16 protein-coding genes are annotated in these 20,784 nt (G+C 52.1%); 10 read left to right on the top strand and 6 right to left on the bottom strand.

Going from position 1 to position 20,784, the window contains the following annotated elements:
• Positions 1-185: 185 nt before the first annotated feature.
• Positions 186-809 (bottom strand): TetR family transcriptional regulator C-terminal domain-containing protein, encoded by a 624-nt coding sequence (locus ACO0LK_RS11920; protein WP_422975286.1) that lies wholly within the window; start codon positions 807-809, stop codon positions 186-188.
• Positions 802-2,244: a PLP-dependent aminotransferase family protein gene (locus ACO0LK_RS11915; RefSeq protein WP_422975284.1), complete on the bottom strand. Its 1,443-nt coding sequence runs from the start codon at positions 2,242-2,244 to the stop codon at positions 802-804. The genes ACO0LK_RS11920 and ACO0LK_RS11915 overlap by 8 nt, the downstream gene beginning before the upstream one ends.
• 282 nt (positions 2,245-2,526) lie before the next feature.
• Between ACO0LK_RS11915 and ACO0LK_RS11910 the strand changes: the two genes are divergently transcribed.
• The 7 genes from ACO0LK_RS11910 (at position 2,527) to ACO0LK_RS11880 (ending at position 12,792) form a co-directional block, all read left to right on the top strand.
• Positions 2,527-3,837: an aspartate aminotransferase family protein gene (locus tag ACO0LK_RS11910; RefSeq protein ID WP_422975282.1), complete on the top strand. Its 1,311-nt coding sequence runs from the start codon at positions 2,527-2,529 to the stop codon at positions 3,835-3,837.
• Between the two features lie 13 nt (positions 3,838-3,850).
• Positions 3,851-5,350, top strand: coding sequence for a CoA-acylating methylmalonate-semialdehyde dehydrogenase (locus tag ACO0LK_RS11905; RefSeq protein ID WP_422975280.1), 1,500 nt, complete (start codon positions 3,851-3,853; stop codon positions 5,348-5,350).
• Positions 5,351-5,484: 134 nt separating this feature from the next.
• Positions 5,485-6,843, top strand: coding sequence for an NAD(P)-dependent oxidoreductase (locus tag ACO0LK_RS11900; RefSeq protein ID WP_422975278.1), 1,359 nt, complete (start codon positions 5,485-5,487; stop codon positions 6,841-6,843).
• Between the two features lies 1 nt (position 6,844).
• A complete protein-coding gene (gene preA / locus ACO0LK_RS11895; protein ID WP_110255749.1) occupies positions 6,845-8,119 on the top strand; it encodes an NAD-dependent dihydropyrimidine dehydrogenase subunit PreA in 1,275 nt (424 codons plus the stop codon).
• Between the two features lie 335 nt (positions 8,120-8,454).
• Complete coding sequence (locus ACO0LK_RS11890) at positions 8,455-9,903, top strand: NCS1 family nucleobase:cation symporter-1 (RefSeq protein ID WP_422975276.1); 1,449 nt, start codon at positions 8,455-8,457, stop codon at positions 9,901-9,903.
• 200 nt (positions 9,904-10,103) lie between these two features.
• Complete coding sequence (hydA, locus tag ACO0LK_RS11885; protein ID WP_422975274.1) at positions 10,104-11,516, top strand: dihydropyrimidinase; 1,413 nt, start codon at positions 10,104-10,106, stop codon at positions 11,514-11,516.
• Positions 11,517-11,538: 22 nt separating this feature from the next.
• Entirely contained in the window at positions 11,539-12,792 is a 1,254-nt protein-coding gene (locus tag ACO0LK_RS11880) for a Zn-dependent hydrolase (RefSeq protein ID WP_422975272.1), read from the top strand.
• A gap of 137 nt (positions 12,793-12,929) precedes the next feature.
• Here the strand turns inward: ACO0LK_RS11880 and ACO0LK_RS11875 are convergent, their stop codons facing one another.
• The gene (locus ACO0LK_RS11875; protein ID WP_422975270.1) at positions 12,930-13,865 is read right to left on the bottom strand and encodes an alpha/beta fold hydrolase; all 936 of its coding nucleotides are present in this window, start codon (positions 13,863-13,865) and stop codon (positions 12,930-12,932) included.
• Between the two features lie 212 nt (positions 13,866-14,077).
• Between ACO0LK_RS11875 and ACO0LK_RS11870 the strand changes: the two genes are divergently transcribed.
• A complete protein-coding gene (locus ACO0LK_RS11870; RefSeq protein WP_422975268.1) occupies positions 14,078-14,491 on the top strand; it encodes an Rrf2 family transcriptional regulator in 414 nt (137 codons plus the stop codon).
• Here the strand turns inward: ACO0LK_RS11870 and ACO0LK_RS11865 are convergent.
• The 3 genes from ACO0LK_RS11865 to ACO0LK_RS11855 are packed head-to-tail and all read right to left on the bottom strand — an operon-like array spanning position 14,478 to position 16,174.
• Positions 14,478-15,092, bottom strand: a complete 615-nt coding sequence (locus ACO0LK_RS11865; RefSeq protein WP_422975266.1) for a class I SAM-dependent methyltransferase — start codon at positions 15,090-15,092, stop codon at positions 14,478-14,480. The two genes, ACO0LK_RS11870 and ACO0LK_RS11865, sit on opposite strands and share 14 nt — an antisense overlap.
• A gap of 10 nt (positions 15,093-15,102) precedes the next feature.
• Positions 15,103-15,420: a hypothetical protein gene (locus ACO0LK_RS11860; protein WP_186948056.1), complete on the bottom strand. Its 318-nt coding sequence runs from the start codon at positions 15,418-15,420 to the stop codon at positions 15,103-15,105.
• 19 nt (positions 15,421-15,439) lie between these two features.
• Positions 15,440-16,174 (bottom strand): substrate-binding periplasmic protein, encoded by a 735-nt coding sequence (locus ACO0LK_RS11855; protein WP_422975264.1) that lies wholly within the window; start codon positions 16,172-16,174, stop codon positions 15,440-15,442.
• Positions 16,175-16,726: 552 nt separating this feature from the next.
• Here ACO0LK_RS11855 and ACO0LK_RS11850 point away from each other — a divergent pair.
• Together ACO0LK_RS11850 and ACO0LK_RS11845 are read left to right on the top strand one after the other, a co-directional pair.
• On the top strand, positions 16,727-19,237 hold the full coding sequence (locus ACO0LK_RS11850) for a beta-galactosidase (RefSeq protein ID WP_422975262.1): 2,511 nt from the start codon (positions 16,727-16,729) through the stop codon (positions 19,235-19,237).
• Between the two features lie 118 nt (positions 19,238-19,355).
• The gene (locus tag ACO0LK_RS11845; protein ID WP_422975260.1) at positions 19,356-20,369 is read left to right on the top strand and encodes an arabinose ABC transporter substrate-binding protein; all 1,014 of its coding nucleotides are present in this window, start codon (positions 19,356-19,358) and stop codon (positions 20,367-20,369) included.
• The last annotated feature ends 415 nt before the right edge of the window (positions 20,370-20,784 follow it).

Raw genomic sequence — 20,784 nt, 5'->3', positions numbered from 1 at the left:
TTCGTGACATTGCGTGCGTGACGTTGCGGGCGGCCATAGGTGACTGCTAACATCCTGCCACTCTTGTTAATGGCTGGCAAGTCTTGTTCACAATTGTTGACCGTGTTGCAAATATCTCTTTGTAAAATAAAAATATCTGCCTGGGTAAGCAGAGATTTAGATGTGGAAAATATACTTTTTTGCGCTCAGCAAACGTGATTGAGTACCATTTCCACGATCATTTTCTCTGCTTCCTGGAAATCATGTTCATTCAAGGGGCTGTGACCCAGCACCAGGCTCATCTGGGCAGAAAAATCGGCATATGATTGTGTCATGGCCCAGATCGCAAACAGCAGGTGCGTGGTATTGACGGCAGCGATCTTGCCAGCGGCTATCCAGGCTTCAAACACCGCGATATCTTTTTGCAGCAGTGGCAAAATTTTATTCCGCATGGTTTCTGCATACACCGGTGCACCACTGATAACTTCCATCGCATACACGCGCGAAGCCTGCGGCTGTTCACGCGAAAAGCGCAGCTTGGCAGCTATATAGCTGCGCAATAGCTGCGCCGGATCCTGGTCCGGGTCGGCCAGAATATTCATGCGTTCCAGCCACTGATCCAGCACCTGGTCCAATACCTTTTCATACAGGATCTGCTTGGTAGAAAAGTAATACAGCAAATTCTGTTTGGAAAGGCCCGCCCGTTCAGCGATGGACGCCAGCGAACTACCGGCATAGCCGGCTTCGGCAAATACCTCCACCGCAGCCTGCACAATGCGTGCTTCCAGTGCATCGCGCGAGCGCGTCAGTTTCTCTGGCGCCCTATCCATGACGCTGCTTCATCAAAAAGTTTCTCAGTACATCCGCATCGCTGTAGGCGATATTGAAACGGAACCATGGGTGTTCACTCGTATGCAGGCTAAAAAATTCATCCGGTGCCAGCAAAATGCCCTCCTGCAAAGCCTGGCGTGCGATATCGCTGGCATTCGCCTTGCTGTCCTTCCAGCCAGCGCTGATGAACATGCCGCCACGTGGTACGGCCAAAGGTGTCAAACCTGCTGCCAGTAACATGTCCATGCTGGCATTGCGTGATGTTTCCAACTGGCGTTTGAGTTTTTCCAGCATACGCCGGTACAGGCGTGAACTGATCGCATGCAGTACCGCACGTTCATTGATTTCGGAAGTGGTTAGACCAGCCAGCATCTTCACTCTCAGCAATTCACCTACCAGTGAATGCGATGCACAGACTGAGCCTACGCGCAGGGTAGGTGACAGTGTCTTGGAAAAACTGCCTACGCGTATCACGCGGCGCAAGCCATCCAGCGCCGCCAGCGAAGGCTCGGGCCGGGGGCACAGTTCACGATAGATATCATCTTCGACCAGCCAGAAATCAAACTGCTCCGCCAGCGCCAGCAGACGGTGCGCCTGGCTGGGTGTCAGGCTGGTGCCCAGGGGGTTTTGCAGCACCGTGTTGACAAACATTAGCTTGGGCTGGTGCAGCAGGGCTTTTTCCAGCAGGCTATCGAGGTTCAGCCCCTGTTCATCGCGGGCGATGCCTATCGGTATGCAACCGTGATGGCGTATGAGGGACAACAGATTGCTGTAACCGGGGTCTTCGACCAGTACAGTGTCACCCGGTTTGCATAGCGTGCGCAAGATCAGGTCAAAACCATGCGTAGCACCATGGGTCAGCAAAATCTGTTCTGAATCCACACTGAACAGTTCCTGCGACAAACTGCTGGTCAGGTGCTGGCGCAGGCTGGGGAAACCCAGAGGGTTGCCATAACCGCGCAGGCGCTGGGTAGGGATGCGCATCGACTGTTTCAGGGCATCCAACAAAATATCATCGCCATACCATTCTGGCGGCAACCAGCCTGAACCCACCGGCAGGGCACTGGATACGCCAGAATACAAATCCGGGCTCAACGCATCCAACGCGCTGGGTACCGCCACATGCGCCAGCGGCTGTGGTGTACAGGCCGGTTTGGTGACAAAATAGCCAGAACCACGGCGAGAGCTGAGCAAGCCCAGGGTAATCAGCCGCTCGTAAGATTCCACAACTGTAAAGGTGCTGACTGCATTGCATTTGGCAAACTGACGCACGGAAGGCATCTTGCTGCCCAGCGGCAAGTGATTCTGGCGTACCAGCCGCGTTACCTCCTGCACAATCTGGTCGACCAGACTGGCCTGACGGCTACGCTCCAGCGCCAGTTGCGGCCAGACCGGGCTTTGTTCTACTGCCTGCTGTTCTTTTACGGCGTCCATGCTTTTACTCCTCGCTGAGCATACTCAATCTAATGGAACTTGCACAAAATCGTCCCAGCAAGAAACAGCGACGAAGACAGTACGAATAGTACCGAATTTCCCAAATACGGGAGCTGTGACGCAGCTGGGGCGGTTTTTTGCAAGTTCCAACGTAACTGTGTTGCCTTGGCTACCAATACGGTTGGATGAAATTAAACTGGCTGTATATGTCATTACTGCATATGCTTATTTAGCATTTCAGCATATTTTTACCACTTGGTAAATTGTTTTCAGGAGAAGCCCATGCTCAGCAAACAACAACTCAATTCCTACTGGATGCCTTTCACGGCTAACCGTGACTATAAAGAAGCACCGCGTCTGGTGGCGTCTGCCTCTGGCATGTACTACCGCGACCAGAACGGCCGCGAGATACTCGACGGTACGGCAGGCCTGTGGTGCGTGCCGCTGGGACATTCCCACCCGACTGTGGTGAAAGCGGTACAAGATGCCGTGGCGACACTGGATTATGCACCGGCTTTCCAGATCGGTCACCCGCAAGCTTTCGAGCTGGCAGAACAGTTGATAGCCTATAGCGGCAACAAGTTCGGCCAGGTGTTTTACACCAATTCCGGCTCGGAAGCCGTCGATACGGCCATGAAAATGGTACTGGCTTACCATCGCAGCCGTGGCGAAGCACAGCGTACCCGCTTCATCAGCCGTGAGCGTGCTTATCACGGTGTTGGCTTCGGCGGCATGTCACTCGGCGGTTTGCCAGCCAACCGCAAGCAGTTTGGTACCTTGCTGGCCGGTGTTGATTACCTGCCGCACACGCACAACCTGGAAAAAAATGCCTTCACCCGTGGCTTGCCAGAATACGGCACCCACCTCGCAGATGAACTCGAACGCCTGATTACCCTGCACGATATCTCCACCATCGCTGCCGTCATCGTTGAACCACTGGCTGGTTCCGCTGGCGTTATCCTGCCATCAAAAGGCTATCTGAAACGCCTGCGTGAACTGTGCGACAAACACGGCATACTGTTGATATTTGATGAAGTCATCACCGGCTTTGGCCGCATGGCGACGCCATTTGCCTCTGATTTCTTTGGCGTTATACCAGACCTGATGACCACAGCAAAAGGCCTGACCAATGGTGTGGTACCTATGGGCGCTGTATTCAGTCACCAAAAGATTTACGATTCACTGATGGATGGCCCGGCAGGTATAGAACTGTTCCATGGTTACACTTATTCCGGACACCCCCTGGCGGTTGCTGCCAGCCTGGCGTCGCTGAAAGTCTTCAAGGAAGAAAAAATACTGGAACACGCACAAAGCATGACCGCCTATTGGGAAGATGGCCTGCATTCATTGAAGGGTTTGCCACACGTCATAGATTTGCGCAATGTCGGCCTGATCGGTGCGATAGAGCTCGAATCCATGCCAGGCAAGGTCGGTGCACGCGCCATGGCAGCCTACAAAAAAGCCTTTGCTGAAGGTGTGCTGGTACGCACAACCGGCGACATCATCGCCATGTCACCTCCATTGATACTGGAGAAAAAACATATCGATCAACTGTTCGGCAAATTGCACGACATTCTGAAACACCTGGATTAACCTGGCGACCATCATGACCCACTATCAAGTCAATCATTACATCAACGGCGAACTGCATCAAAGCGTGCAGCCACGCTATGCCGATATCTATAATCCGGCACTGGGTTCCGTACAGGGACAGGTCGCACTGGGCACCACGCAAGACGTGGACATGGCCGTGGCCGCCGCCTGCAAGGCATTTCCATCGTGGTCAAATACGCCTGCCCTGTCACGCGCCCGCGTGCTCATGGCTTACCTGAACCTGCTGCAACAGCACACCGATGAATTTGCGAATTTGCTGACGCAGGAACACGGCAAGACCCTGGCAGATGCCAAAGGTGAAGTCGCACGTGGTATAGAAGTGGTGGAATTTGCCATTGGCATACCACAACTGTTGAAGGGCGAATATTCCGAACAGATCGCCCGTGGCATTGATGCCTGCAGCATGCGCCAGCCGTTGGGTGTAGTCGCCGGTATCACGCCATTCAACTTCCCCGTCATGGTGCCGATGTGGATGTTCCCTATCGCTATTGCATGTGGCAATACTTTTGTGTTGAAACCGTCCGAGCGTGATCCATCCGCATCCTTGCTACATGCAAAACTACTCAAGCAAGCTGGTTTACCTGACGGTGTTTTCAATGTCGTGCAAGGTGATAAAACGGTCGTCGATGCGCTGCTTGATCATCCTGAAGTACAGGCCATCAGCTTCGTCGGTTCCACCCCAATTGCGCAGGCAATTTATGCCCGTGGCTGTGCCAATGGCAAGCGCGTGCAGGCACTGGGCGGCGCAAAAAATCACATGGTTGTCATGCCAGATGCTGATTTGGACATGGCAGTCGATGCACTCATGGGCGCAGCCTATGGCTCTGCCGGTGAACGCTGCATGGCCATCTCGGTCGCAGTTGCCGTTGGTTCTGCCGCAGATGCCCTGGTTGACGCCATGGCAGCACGTGTTAAATCTCTCAAGATCAATAACGGTCTGGCACCGGATGCAGAAATGGGCCCGGTCATTACCCATGCCGCCAAAGAACGCATAGAAAGCCTGATCGGCGAAGGCGTGGCAGAAGGCGCAAAATTGGTCGTTGACGGCCGTAACTTTACCGTGCCAGGTCACGAAGAAGGTTTCTTCTGCGGTGGTAGTCTGTTCGATCACGTCACGCCAGAAATGACCGTCTACAAGCAGGAAATTTTTGGCCCGGTCCTGTGCGTAGTGCGTGTGCCAGATATGGCAGCGGCGGCAGACCTCATCAACAAGCATGAATACGGCAATGGCGTTGCGGTATTCACCCGCGATGGCGGCACGGCGCGTGAATTCGTGCGCATGATACAGGTCGGCATGGTCGGCGTGAACGTACCTTTGCCTGTGCCTATGGCCTTCCATAGTTTTGGTGGCTGGAAGCGCAGCCTGTTCGGTGATCATCACATCTATGGGCCAGAAGGCGTGCGCTTTTATACACGCGTCAAAGCCGTCATGCAGCGCTGGCCAGACAGCATCAGTAAAGGTGCGGAGTTCTCCTTCCCACAAAATAAATAGAGAGCAACTTACGCAAGCCTGCACCAATTCTGCACCAATTGCGTAAGTTTTTTGAGAGGTTTAGCTGTCACGAAACTTGCTTAGATAAATGCAGTAAAAACGAATTTAGTAATTAGAGATCGATTGGAGCCACCATGTTGGAAGCCCTTAAGCATTTACCCCAGGCAGAAGAAAGTCAGGAAACGCTGCGTTCGCATTTCACTGATTTGAATCCGGCACTGAACAAGCGCCAGGCAGCGATAGAAAGTGACCGCTGCCTCTATTGTTACGACGCTCCCTGCACACGCATCTGTCCGTCAGAAATTGACGTACCCAGTTTCATCCAGAATATTGCTGTCGGCAATATCAATGGTGCGGCCAAAGTCATTCTTGATCAAAACATACTCGGTGCAAGTTGCTCACGCGTTTGCCCGACCGAGATTTTGTGTGAGCATGCCTGTGTGCGCAATCATGATGCAGAAGGTGCACCAGTCAAGATCGGTCTGCTGCAACGCTTTGCACTCGACAATGCCAAATTCGAACAACATCCTTTCCAGCGCGCAGCCAGCACTGGTAAAAAAATCGCCATCGTTGGTGGTGGCCCGGCAGGTTTATCCTGTGCGCACAGGCTGGCAACATTAGGCCATGATGTCGTGATTTTTGAAGCAAAGCAGAAATCCGGTGGCCTCAATGAATACGGTATCGCCAAATACAAACTGACAGAAGACAGTGCCCAGCGCGAAGTTGAATTCTTGCTGCAAATTGGCGGCATCACCGTCAAGCATGAACAGGTACTGGGTCAAAACCTGCACCTGGCAGATTTGCGCCGTGATTATGATGCCGTCTTCCTTGGCTTGGGTCTTGGTGCCAGCCGCCAGTTGGGCCTGACAGGTGAAGATGCACCTGGCCTGATGGCAGCGGTAGATTACATTGCCGAGCTGCGTCAGGCAGAAGACCTGAGCAAATTGCCCGTGCCTAAACAATGCGTGGTCATCGGTGCGGGTAATACCGCTATCGATATGGCAGTGCAAATCGCCCGCCTTGGTGCAGAGCAGGTTACGCTGGTGTACCGCCGTGGTGCAGAACATATGTCTGCCACCCATCATGAACAGGACATCGCCAAAGCCAACCAGGTGCGCATTGTCACCTGGGCGCAACCGCAAGAAGTCTTGCGTGATGCCGAAGGCAAGGTCAGCGGCATGCGCTTTGCCCGCACCAAAGAAGTGGGCGGCAAATTGCAAGCCAGCGGCGCCACTATCGACATCCCCGCACAAGCCATTTTCAAGGCCATCGGCCAAAGCATGGACAACAACAGCCTGTCTGATGATCTGGCAAAAGACCTGCAAAAACAGAATGACAAAATCCATGTGGATGCGCAGTATCGCACCAGCGTATCCGGCATTTATGCTGGTGGCGATTGCATCGCCGACGGGCAGGACCTGACCGTACAGGCAGTCCAACATGGCAAGCTGGCAGCGCTGGCGATTGATAATGATTTGAAAGCGAAGGTGTAATATGGCTGACCTCTCGATTAACTTTGCCGGTATCAAGGCACCGAACCCATTCTGGCTGGCTTCTGCACCACCGACCGACAAGGCCTACAACGTCATCCGCGCTTTTGAAGCAGGCTGGGGCGGCGTCGTCTGGAAAACCCTGGGCGAAGATCCACCACCAGTCAACGTCTCTTCTCGTTACTCCGCCCATTTTGGCAAGAACCGTGAAGTCATCGGCTTTAATAATATCGAACTGATCACCGACCGCAGCCTTGAAATCAACCTGCGCGAAATCACGCAAGTAAAAAAAGACTGGCCAGATCGCGCCATGATCGTGTCCTTGATGTACCCCTGCGAAGAAGAAAGCTGGGCGCGCATCCTGCCACTGGTAGAAGCTACCGGTGCAGATGGCATAGAACTCAACTTCGGCTGCCCGCATGGTATGCCGGAGCGCGGCATGGGTGCAGCCGTAGGCCAGGTGCCAGAATATGTGGAAATGATCACGCGCTGGTGCAAGAAGTATTGCTCACTGCCCGTCATCGTCAAACTCACACCCAACATCACCGATGTGCGCGTGCCAGCCCGTGCTGCCTTCAATGGCGGCGCAGATGCGGTATCGCTGATCAACACCATCAACTCCATCACGTCTATCGATCTGGACCAGATGATCGCCCGCCCCATCGTCGGCACGCAAAGCACGCATGGCGGTTACTGCGGTAGCGCAGTCAAGCCTATCGCTTTGAACATGGTGGCAGAAATCGCCCGTGACCCGGCCACCAAAGGCTTGCCCATCTCGGGCATAGGCGGCATAGGCAACTGGCGCGATGCGGCAGAGTTTCTGGCGCTGGGTGCAGGCTCGGTGCAGGTCTGTACTGCTGCCATGCTGCATGGTTTCCGCATCGTCAAGGAAATGACAGATGGCCTGTCCCGCTGGATGGATGAAAAAGGCTATGAGCGCATTAGTGACTTTGCCGGTAAAGCCGTCGCCAATACGACAGACTGGAAATACCTGGACATGAACTATGCCGTCATTGCCGAGATCGACCAGGACAAGTGCATACAATGCGGCCGCTGTTACATCGCCTGTGAAGACACATCGCACCAGTCCATCGCACAACTGATCGCCGACAATGGCACCCGCAAATACGAAGTCATCAAGGAAGAATGCGTAGGCTGCAACCTCTGCCAGATCACCTGCCCGGTAGAACAGTGCATCACCATGGTGCCCCAGGCAACTGGCAAGCCCTATATGAACTGGACGCAAGACCCACGCAACCCGCGTGCTGTGTTGAAATAATTGCTTGTACTTAGAGGGGAGTGGGGGTATAAATTCTGTCAGATTGAGTAATCTGGATACTTAGACTCCTTCCGCTTCAAGGGGATGATGTCGGGGTTTCGCAAAGCATGCTTTGCGCCGACAGAATCTAAGCAGCCTGCAAGCTGCGCAGTGGGAGGTTGGGATGGGGTTCTTCAGCAAACGTAGGATTCTTTAATTTTACCGAAACCCATCCCCACTCTAACCCTCCCCTTGAAGGGGAGGGGATATTTTGCAAATCATCAGTATCTGGAATAAAGTTTGCTACAGCTTTTGTACCTGAAATTTTTTCGAATATTCCACCTGGAGAAGAGTATATGCAGACACAAAGCGGGCAACTTTGGAATGAAGATTTAGCACCTACTTCAGAAGCACAGCGCACCTGGCGCTGGTATCACTTTGCCGCTTTGTGGGTGGGTATGGTCATGTGTATTCCGGCCTATACCCTGGCAGCCAGCCTTATCGAAGGTGGCATGTCGGGTTACCAGGCAGTAGTGACCGTGTTTATTGCCAATGCCATCGTGCTCGTTCCCATGTTGCTGATAGGCCATGCCGGTGCCAAATACGGCATTCCCTATGCCGTGCTGGCGCGTACTTCCTTTGGCGTGCGTGGTGCACGTCTGCCTGCCCTGATGCGTGCCATTGTTGCCTGTGGCTGGTATGGCATACAAACCTGGTTTGGCGGACAAATGATTTATACCCTGGGTGGGGTGTTGATCGGTCATCCTCTCGGTGGCGACAATATTGCCGGTCTGGGCATTAACGCAGCGCAACTGGTCTGTTTCCTGATTTTCTGGGCTATACAGTTCTGGTATATCTTCCACGGCATGGAATCCATCCGCAAGCTGGAAACTTATACCGCGCCACTTAAAATACTTATCTGTTTCGTCCTGCTGGGCTGGGTCTATAACAAGGCTGGCGGCTTTGGCCCTCTGCTGGACCAACCATCGCAATTTGTCGAAGGTGGTAAAAAAGCCGGGCAGTTCTGGAGTACCTTCTGGCCTTCACTGACAGCCATGGTCGGCTTCTGGGCTACGCTGGCCTTGAATATCCCCGACTTTACCCGTTTCGCCAAATCACAAAAAGACCAGATCCTCGGCCAGACCATAGGCTTGCCAGCCCCCATGGGTTTGTTGGCGCTGCTGGCAGTGATCGTTACTTCTGCCACGGTAGTCCTGTACGGCAAAGCTCTGTGGGACCCGGTAGATCTGGCCAGCCGCATGACAGGCATTGCTGTATTGATCGCCTTGTTGATCTTGCTGATAGACACGGTATCCGTCAACCTGGCCGCCAACCTGGTCGGCCCGGCGTATGATTTCTCTGCCCTGAACCCCAAGCTGATCTCGTATAAAACCGGTGGCTACATCACCGCATCCATCGCCCTCATCATGATGCCGTGGAAGATTTTGGAATCTACCCAGGGCTATATCTTCACCTGGTTGATAGGCTATTCCGCCTTGCTGGGCCCCATCGCCGGTATTCTGATCATTGATTATTACTTCATCCGCAAGACAGACATTGATGTCAACGCGCTGTATCAGGATGAAGGCAAGTACAGCTATAAAAATGGCTGGAACATGGCCGCCGTGATCGCTTTTGTGATCGGCGTCTTGCCGAATATCCCGGGTTTTTTGAACGCGGCTTTCCCTGCCAGCTTCCCGGCTATTCCAGAAGTATTAAAAACCATCTACACCTACGCCTGGTTCGTCGGTCTTGCCTTGTCCGGTATTGTGTATATGGGTTTGATGAATGGTAAGAAGGTTTGAATGTGCAAAATAGCGGAGTAGGTGTTGAAGGATGATGTTGGCGAATGCGTAGGTTGGGCAACGCTTTATCTGCCCAACACTGGGCTTCAATTAACGTATACGTTTTTTAACGTCGAGTGTTGGGCAGATAAAGCGATGCCCAACCTACGAGAAACGACTCCTGTGATTTACACACCCAATGAATTAATGAAGGAACTGCCATGACCATCCTGATACGCGGCGGCACTGTCGTCAACGCAGACCGCGAATTTAAAGCCGATGTCCTCTGCGACAACGGCAAAATCATCGCCGTCGGCGACAATCTCGACGCACCTGCGGGTGCAGAAATCATCGACGCTGGTGGGCTTTACGTCATGCCCGGCGGCATAGACCCGCACACCCACATGCAATTGCCCTTCATGGGCACGGTCACGCAAGATGATTTCTTTACCGGTACTGCCGCTGGCCTGGCGGGCGGTACAACCAGCATCATCGACTTCGTCATCCCCAACCCGCAACAAAGCCTGATGGAAGCCTTCAATACCTGGCGTGGCTGGGCAGAAAAATCTGCCGGTGATTACTCCTTTCACGTCGCTGTCACCTGGTGGGATGACACCGTCCATGCCGACATGGGTAAGCTCGTCAACGAACATGGCGTAAACAGCTTCAAGCATTTCATGGCCTATAAAAATGCCATCATGGCTGATGATGAAATTCTGGTAAAAAGTTTCGCCCGCGCCGTAGAGCTGGGTGCCATGCCCACCGTGCATGCAGAAAACGGTGAGCTGGTTTTTCTCTTGCAGCAAGAAATGCTCAAGCAAGGCAAGACCGGGCCAGAGGCACACCCGCTGTCACGTCCACCTGTAGTCGAAGGTGAAGCCGCACAGCGCGCCATTGCCATCGCCAATGTCATCAACACGCCGCTGTACATCGTCCACGTATCCTGTGCCGAATCACTTGATGCCATCACCCGTGCCCGTGCCCACGGCCAGCGCGTGTTTGGCGAAGTGCTGGCAGGTCATCTGGTCGTCGATGACAGCGTTTACAAAAATAAAGACTTCGTCCAGGCCGCAGGCCATGTGATGAGCCCACCTTTCCGCAGCAGCCAGCATCAGGAAGCCTTGTGGCAAGGTCTGCAAGGCGGCAACCTGCATACTACAGCCACTGACCACTGCACCTTCTGCGCTGCCCAAAAAGCCGCCGGCAAGGACGACTTCACCAAGATACCAAACGGCTGTGGCGGCATAGAAGAACGCATGATGGTACTGTGGGATGCAGGCGTCAATACTGGCCGCCTGACACCCTCAGAATTCGTCAAGGTCACCTCTGCCAACTGCGCACAGATTTTCAATATCTACCCGCGCAAAGGCGTGATTGCAGAAGGCGCAGATGCCGACATCGTCCTGTGGGATGCCGCAGGCACCAAGACCTTGTCCGTCAAAACACAATTCTCCAAAGGCGACTTCAATGTCTTTGAAGGGCGCCAGGTCAAAGGCATACCAACGCACACCATCAGCGGTGGCAAACTGGTGTTCAAACAAGGTGAATTAATGGCAGAGATGGGAGCAGGGCGCTATATCAAACGCCCATCCTTCTCACCCATGTTTCATGCGCTGAATAAAATGCGCGCATAAAAAATTATCAAGAAAGATTTATATGACTACCGCAAATCTACGCAAGGATTTACGCATAAACGGTGACCGTCTCTGGGCATCGCTGATGGAACTGGCACAAATCGGTGCAACACAAAAAGGTGGCGTCAAACGCCTGGCCCTGACTGATCTCGACAAACAGGGGCGTGACCTCGTCGTCTCCTGGGCCAAACAGGCGGGCCTTACCGTCACCATAGACCAGATAGGCAATGTTTTCATGCGCAGGGCAGGCAAGAACCCGGCGCTGCCACCCATCATGTCCGGCAGCCATATCGACACCCAGCCCACCGGTGGCAAGTTCGACGGCAACTACGGCGTGCTGGCCGCGCTGGAAGTCGTGCGCACCCTCAACGACCACAACATAGAAACCGAAGCACCAATCGAAGTCGCCTTCTGGACCAATGAAGAAGGCTCACGCTTCGTCCCCGTCATGATGGGCTCAGGCGTATTCTGCGGCGCATTTTCGCTGGAAACAGCCTATGCCGCCAAAGACACCGAAGGCAAAACCGTAGGCGATGAACTCGAACGCATAGGCTACAAAGGCACAGAAGTACCAGGCCAGCACCCAATAGGCGCCTACTTCGAAACCCATATAGAACAAGGCCCGGTGCTAGAAGATGCCGACAAGGTCATCGGCGTCGTCCCCGGTGTGCTTGGTTTGTCCTGGTATGACTGCATCGTCACCGGCATGGAAGCCCACGCAGGCCCCACACCCATGGCCCTGCGCAAAGACGCTCTGCAAATCTCCACCAAAATCATGCAGGAAGTCGTCAACATCGGTAACCGCTACCCGCCCTATGGCCGTGGCACGGTAGGCATGGTGCAGGTATTCCCCAACAGCCGCAACGTCATCCCCGGCGAAGTCAAATTCAGCATAGACCTGCGCAACGTGTCGTCCGAACTGCTCGACACCATGCACAATGAAATCCTCGCCTTCGTCGATAAAACCAGCAAGGACAGTGGCCTGAGCATCAGTGTAGAACGCGTCTCCTACTACCCCCCATGCCCCTTCCACCCAGACTGCGTCAACGCCGTACGCGAAGCCACAGCCACCCTGGGCTACAGCACCATGGACGTAGTATCAGGCGCGGGTCACGACGCCATCTACACCGCCAGACTGGCTCCATCAGGCATGATCTTTGTACCCTGCAAGGATGGTATCAGCCACAATGAAATTGAAGATGCGAAGTCAGAACACCTGGAGGCGGGGTGCAATGTGTTGTTGCATGCGATGTTGGGGAGGGCGGGGGTGGTGTAGTAGTTACATCTGAAATGATTTTTGCAGGATTTGAAGCGATACTCGCTGCAAAACTGGAAGATATTAGATCTGAACCAGTTTTACAGCGAGCATTGTTTTTGTGAGCTGTAATGGCGAAAAGTGGAAATTTTTGCTATTTAAAGCTTACGCAAAAAATCAATAATCGCTTTATTGACGACCTCAGGTTTTTCTTGTGGCACCCAATGGCCACACCCAGGTATCCTTATACAATCGCGTAACATAGGTGCCATTGCAGGCATGTTTGCGATTATCTCTTCCATGCCTGGCATGCTCAAACCTGGATCTGCCTCACCTGCGATATATAATGCAGGTACATTTACCCGCATGCCCGTCAATGCAGATTGTAATTCCCAGTTTCTATCCAGATTTCTGTAAAAATTCAAACCGCCCCGAAAGCCGCTGATGGCGTACGCTTTGACATATTCATCCAGATCAGCTTGTGAGAGCCATGTCGGTAAATTCAGAGATAAAGGCAGTGATGCAAGTAAGCCATTGGCACGCGAAACCATACTGAAGGGATTAGCTGCGGTCTGTCCTGGCTCATCACTTCTTGCTGTGGCGGATGCTGTGCAGAGTATTTTACGTAAGCTGATTGCGATGTCTTTTTCAAATTCCTTCTCTGCCACGCCTTCATCCTGAAAGTACAGGGTATAAAACAGTTCCCCGGCCGTTTGTGGAAATAATTTAGTCGGTGGCATGGGTGGCTGTCCCATCAGCGGCACGCCGATTCCAACCACGCCACGAAAACGGTCGGGTCTCATCAGTGCTGCCTGCCATGCCAGTGTCGCTCCCCAGTCATTTCCAACGATCACGGCGTCTTTAGCACCAAGGGTTTCGAGAAGCCCGACCATATCGCCCACCAGATGCATCAAGGTATATTGATCTACTCTGGCTGGCTTGTCTGATCCACCATAGCCACGAAGGTCCGGTGCGACAACGTGATATCCGGCAGCCGCCAGTGCCGGAATCTGGTGCCGCCAGGCATAAGACGTCTCAGGAAAACCATGGCACAACAAAACAAGTGGCCCCTCACCCTGTTCTGCAACATTCATTGTGATGCCATTCGCTTGCACCTGGCGATATGTCAAGTTAGTCATAAGCACTCCAAAAGGTGTGGTAATTGCACTGCATTTTCATTCGTGCTGGGAAACGGCACAGTAATTTCCTTATATTGCAATATTTGAAGTTACGATATCACGCAAAAAAATTTATCGCAACTCCATATGTTACGATATCGTATCAATTTATTGGCATGGACAAAAAAATGAGACTCGATTACCGACTGGCGCGCATGCTACATGTGCTGATACATATCTATGGTCGGCAGGGGGCTGCTACCTCAGAAGACATTGCGAGAATGCTCAAAACCAATCCGGTCGTCGTAAGACGCACCATGTCGGGTTTGAGAAATGCTGGCTATGTACGCTCCACGCAGGGGAGAGGCGGTGGCTGGGAAATCATTGTGGATCTGAAGAAAGTCAGTGTGTTTGACATCTATCTGGCACTTGACCGCCCAGCAATTTACGCCATTGGTGCAGCAGATGATCACCCTGATTGTCCGGTAGAACAGGCAGTCACCAGTGTTCTTGACAGTGCTTTTATGAATGCCGAAAAAGCCTTGCTTGAAGAATTTGGCAAGCTCATGCTGTCCGATTTTATTCCAGTCAGCAAGACTTAAAAAACCCCAACCGCGTCCACATCACCCCACTATTCCGATTCCCTTCCTGAACAGACTCCGTCCGCACATTCAGTATCGTCTCCAGTCCTTCAGCGGCGGCGAGCTGTATGGTCTCTACCGCAGACACCTCAAACATGCGCCGCCCATGTGGAACGGGGCCGTGTCTGAGGGACATGATCAACAGGCCGGATTCATTCAATAGCGATGCCAGTTTGGGCATGGCCTGTGTCCGCTGTTGCTCGTCCAGATGCATCCATACTGCGCTGAGCATGATCAGGTCGAAGCGCTCATTCCTCTCGCACACTATCGATAAATCAGGCAGGCTGTCATCCAGCCATTCGATATGGTCTGAGTCATGCAGGGCGATACCAGCGTTGCGGAATTCTTTTATTGGTTCAACGGCGATGACCGTGTGGGCCATGGCGGCAAGTGCGGCAGCGTCGGTTCCTATGCCTGCACCCACATCAAGAACCTTGCATGGCTTTACCGGTATCAGATGCATGACCGGCGCATGTTGGTCGGCGAAAGAAATTGCCTGCCATTTATCGATCAGGAAATCAGCGGCTTCTGCATAGCCTTCGGTTCCACTTACCTGTGGCATATCTAGGCTGCTAGCGGTCGTAGGTTTTACCACCGGTGGATATACTGTACAGCCATGGGCTATAAGGCAGGCGCAAGAGGATTTTGGAATTTTTGATGACGCTACCCATCATCATGCCGCGGCAAAACAGGCTGACGCCATCCTGTATTCTTTCGCACATGGCATCGGGGCTGTCAATGAATGCGGTTTTTTCAAAGCGGGTGATGATGACGGTCTTGCCCTCGGGCAGCAAGCCAATCGGCGGCACGACAAAGATGGTGATTTGGGTGTAGATAGTGATGGCCAGGATGACTACAATAGCGAGGCTGATTTTTATGCTTTTTTTCATTGTTGGGCTGAATAAGTGATTATGGATGTGTATCTGTCTGGCTCAGGTATTGTTCGGTAATTTGTTTACGCAATTTTTCCAGTTCGCCGCTGGCTTGCATGCTTCTGATGACCTGCTCGACTTTGGGTATCAGGTCTTTATGTTTTTCGTGCAGAAAATGATAAATCTCGATTTTTTGTAGAGGTGGTGTCAGTAAGTGGATTTTGTTTTCCAAGTGTAGTTTTTTGATTGCAACCATACCACTAAACGCGTCTGATACGGCAACATCCATGCGATTTTCTGACAGCATGATCATGAGTTGTTCGAGGTTGTTTGCCATGTACACGCTTTTCATCCCCCTGGTGCCATCTTCTGATGTGCCAACTCCTCGTACGATGCCGATACGATAGTCCTTGATGTCGTCCCAGGCTTTGACCTCGAATTGATATTTCGCTGAGAATACAGAGGGCTCAATATAGTTGATGGCGGGATGCACTGCCTTCAGCGTGGTGTATTGGCTTTCGACATGGATGTTTCTTTGTACTTCGCCATCCAGTACACCAGCGCTTGATTCCATGAGTGCTCTTTTTGCCGGGCGATCAACCAGTTCCATAGGAATATTCAGGCGTTTGTAGACGACCCTGAGAATTTCACCGCCGACGAACTGATCTGGTATTTTTTCAATACGCGCAATATGCAATGGGGTTTGGGCCCTGACAGCCGCGCACAATCCCAGTGTTAACAAAATTGCCAAAACGGTCAACATTGCTTTCACGCCAATCCCTTCAGATCAGATTGTTGAGGAACAACTAAGGTATCAATGCATGACGACAGGTTTTGATCTGAGCTTGATCTGTGTCTGTGTTTAAGCTTGCAATTCAGCTTGCCATTCAGCTTGCCGTTTCAACTTTGCAATATAGCTTGAAATTTAGCTTATCCTTCTCGCGATTTTAGGACTGATTGATTTACATAAGGTGGTTTTTTAAGCAAAGGGGGCAGCCATATTCATAATGTGTTGTCCGGAAATACATGCAGATATTATATTTGTATCTGGTATTGATATTCCAAATTCATATACTTAGTCGTAGTTTATTCATATTTTGAATTGGACCTGCCGCCATACACTCATTACTTCAATAATTACGTTATTTCGTCATGAAAATCATCAAGTTGATTATGTATCGACTGCTCAGGAAGTGGTAGTTGGTGCGCTGACGACTGTATTTACCAGGGCTTTTCAATGGCTTGGTACATACGCATCAATACCTAAAATAACGACGATAACGGTAGTAGCAACGATAACAACGACAACAACCAGGAAATGGTAATGCAAAATAATACGAGACAAAACGAAGTCAAAAAAACATTTTCCAAAGCTGGCAAGCGAACAAAAATTGCGCTTGCCTTGTGCACACTCTGGCTGGCATGTTCACAGGCACAAGCGGCTAGTTTGTTGAAGATAGATGCCAGCGGTTTGACGCCGGATCCGGTATCAGGTCATCTTAAAATGGGTACGGCAGTATCCCCTGCGGGCGAACGTCTGGGTGCAAACAATCAGTACCTGACGCGCAACGGCCAAGCCTGGTTGCCCGTGATGGGGGAGTTCCATTATTCACGCAGCCCGGCAGCCAGTTGGGAAGCCGAATTGCGCAAGATGAAATCATCCGGCATTGATATCGTCGCCAGCTATGTGATCTGGAATCATCATGAAGAGCGTGAAGGCCAGTTCAACTGGAAGGGTAACCGCGATTTGCGGCACTTTATTGAATTGTGCGGCAAAGTTGGTTTGAATGTCGTCGTGCGTGTTGGCCCATGGGCACATGCAGAGGCCCGTTTTGGCGGCATACCAGACTGGGTTGTAGATGCCATGCCAACGCGTGGGGATGACCCGCAATACATGCAATTTGTCGAACGTCTGTATGCACAGATCGGGCAGCAGGTACAAGGACAGTTGTGGAAAAACGGTGGCCCTGTCATCGGTGTCCAGCTGGAAAACGAATACAATTTGCGTGGGCCTGGCGAAGGGGAGGGGCATATCCTGGCACTCAAACGCCTGGCGCTGAAAGCGGGGATGGATGTTCCCTTATATACGGTGACAGGCTGGGATGGTACCGTTTATCCGTCGGGGGAAGTAACGCCGGTATTTGGTGGTTACCCGGATGAACCCTGGGGCGTCAGCACCAAGGAATTACCGCCCAAGGAAACGTATGCTTTCCGTTTTGATAGCCGTGTCAGTGGTGATCTGGGCGCGCAAACAGCAGCCACAGCGCCTGGTACCGCAGAAACCGACATCGCACTCACGCCTTTCCTGGGTGCCGAATATGGCGCAGGCCTGCCCGCCATGTATCGCCGCCGCACCCTGGTGTCGCCAGACGATATTGCATCCATGTTGCCGGTGCAGCTGGGTTCTGGTGTGAACCTGATGGGCTACTACATGTATCACGGCGGGCGCAACCCTGTCAGCCAGCCATCGATGGAAGAAAGCACGCTCAGTGGCGGCTACAACGATACGCCAAAGATTACCTATGACTTTAATGCGCCTCTGGGGCCTGATGGCCAGCAACGGCCTGTACTGACGCGCTTGCGCCCATTCCATTATTTCTTGCATGATTTCGGCGCCCGCCTGGCACCGATGACAGTACGCAAGCCGGAACTGGTGCCTGCATCAGCGCAGGAATTGACTACCCCACGTTTCTCGGTAAGAAGCAAGGGCGATAGCGCTTTCCTGTTCGTGAACAACCATGTGCGCCAATATGCGATGCCCTTGCAATCCGGCTTGCAGTTTTCTGTCAAGTTGCCGCATGAAACACTGGTTTTCCCGCAGCAGGGTGTTGACGTGGCCGACGGCAGTTATTTCATCTGGCCGATTAATTTTGATCTTGATGGCACGCTGTTGAACTACGCCACAGCGCAGCCGGTAGCCCGGCTGGACAATGGCAAAGATGGCGTGCTGTATGTGTTTTCTGCCGCCAGGGGCATACCTGTGGAACTGGCGTTTAATGCTGATGTGGCAGCATACCTGAATGCCCCATCTGCCAGGTTGAGCAAGCAAGCTAATCGCATTGTTCTCGATAAGATCACACCAGGAACATCATCAACGCTGACGATCAATCGCCCCGGCTCCAAGCCAGTGACGATTCTGGTATTGGCACCAGAACAGGTGCAGCAATTGAGTATTGGCGTGCTGGGTGGTCAGCGTCGCCTGGTCATGAGTGAACAGGATGCCTATTTTGATGCGGGCAGCTTGCAGTTGCGGTCTGCCGGACAGGAAAATTTCAGGGTAGCGATTTACCCCGCTCTTGCCAAAAAACCTGCAGCCAATCAGGCACTGACTGCCGTAGCGAATGACGGTGTGTTTCAGGTATTTGAAGCGCATTTTCCAAAATTGAATGCTGATGTCAGTATCAAGCAGACCAGGGCAGCACGAAAAATGCCAGCGGTAATGATAGGTGGCCTGGCCAAGGCAGCCATGCAGCCCATTCCTGAACATTTCAGTCATGCTGCGACCTGGCAGATATCGGCACCAAAAGCACAACTAAAAGGTTTGGATGATGCCTTGCTGGAAATTGATTTTGTAGGTGATATCGGACGATTGTTTTCTGGCACCCGTATGCTGGATGACTGGTACTACAACGGCCAGAAATGGCAAATCAATTTGAAGTCGCTCGGTGCGTCCCTGGATCAGGGGCTGACGCTGAACGTGTTGCCATTGCGCTCTGATGCTCCGATTTATTTACCCAAAGAGCACCGCCCTCAGTTTGATGGACAGACGCAAATCGCAAGCCTGCGCAATTTGCGTGTTATCCCTGTCTATCAATTGCGTTTGAGTACTAAGTAAATTATCGAGGCATGCCGATGACTACTGTTATTGGCGTGCCTGATATGCTTTCTGATGATGGTGACAAGGGTAGTGCTTCAGTGATTCAAAAAATTTAAAAAATAAATAAGAGACAATCATGAAAAAACACAAGGCACGAACTATCTGGTCCCGTCTGCTTGGCAGTGCGCTGACGGCTGCTTTTTGCACGCTTGCTGCGAGTTCGCTAGTACTTGCTGCTGATCCGGTAAAAATCGGTTTCCTGGTCAAGCAGGCAGAAGAACCGTGGTTTCAGGACGAATGGCACTATGCAGAGCAGGCTGCCCGCGAAAAGGGTTTTACCCTGGTCAAGATCGGTGTTCCCAATGGTGAAAAAATGATGGCGGCGATTGACAATCTTGCTGCGCAAAAGGCACAGGGTTTTGTCATTTGCGCACCAGATGTCAAGCTGGGTATGGCGGTGGAGCGCACGGCCAAGCGCCATAACCTGAAAGTGATCTCGGTTGATGATCAACTTATAGACGGTAGCGGTAAAGCAATCAGCTCTATCCCGCACATGGGTATCTCTGGCTACGACATTGGCAAGCAGGTTGGGCAAGGTCTGCTCAATGAAATCAAGGCACGTGGATGGGTGCTGTCTGAAGTTGGCGCTATGCGTCTGGCATTTGATCAATTGCCGACTGCGCAACAACGCACGATGGGTGCGGCAGATGCACTCAAGGCAGCAGGTCTTCCGGCCGCTAATGTCTTCGACGCTGCACAGGCAAAGACAGATACAGAAAGTGCCTTCAATGCTGCCAACATCGTGTTCACAAAACAGACCAGATTCAAACACTGGGTGGTCTTTGGCTTGAATGATGAAGCCGTGCTGGGCACGGTACGTGCAGCCGAAGGCCGGGGATTACGCAACGACGCCGTGATTGGTATCGGCATTGGTGGCAGCAAGGCCGCCCTGAATGAATTTGCCAAACCCAACCCCACTGCGTTTTATGGCAGCGTCCTGATCAGTTCCAAACGCCATGGCTATGAAACGACAATGAATATGTATAAATGGATTACAGAAAACAAATTGCCACCACCGGTGACGCTCACCAATGGCGTGTTGATGACGCGCCAAAACCAGGCCGCCGTGCGCGCTGATTTCGGACTTTGAAAGCAAGGATGTCCGGGCCATGCTGATTGGTTTTCATTTGCCCGCGTTGAAATGATTTCTAAATAGGACTTACGCAAAACCGCCCCAGCAAGGCGTCAGCGACGCAGACAGTACTTTAGTACGGCAAGTTGCTGCAACGCAGCTGGGGTGGTTTCGCGTAAGTCCTACTAAATAATTTTAAGCATTTTCCCAACAGTGGTCGTACGACCATTTCAAACGAATTCATAGCTGCAAAATCAGGTATATGAATTTCACATAGTATTCGCGAAATAATTCATTAGCTTGCAATGAATTCGATCAATAAGATGATTGAAACTCATTTCATCAATAGGGGACTTATTTATTCGGATGGATGAAGCGGGTTAAAAAACTCTGGAACTTAGAAAGAGTTACATCCTGCCGCTAACCCGGCAGT

Origin of the sequence: Undibacterium sp. Ji49W (genome assembly GCF_049340205.1) — a bacterium.
Taxonomy (GTDB): Bacteria; Pseudomonadota; Gammaproteobacteria; order Burkholderiales; family Burkholderiaceae_D; genus Undibacterium.
Note: the sequence above shows the minus strand (reverse complement) of the source record. Positions and strands in the feature narration are given on the sequence as shown.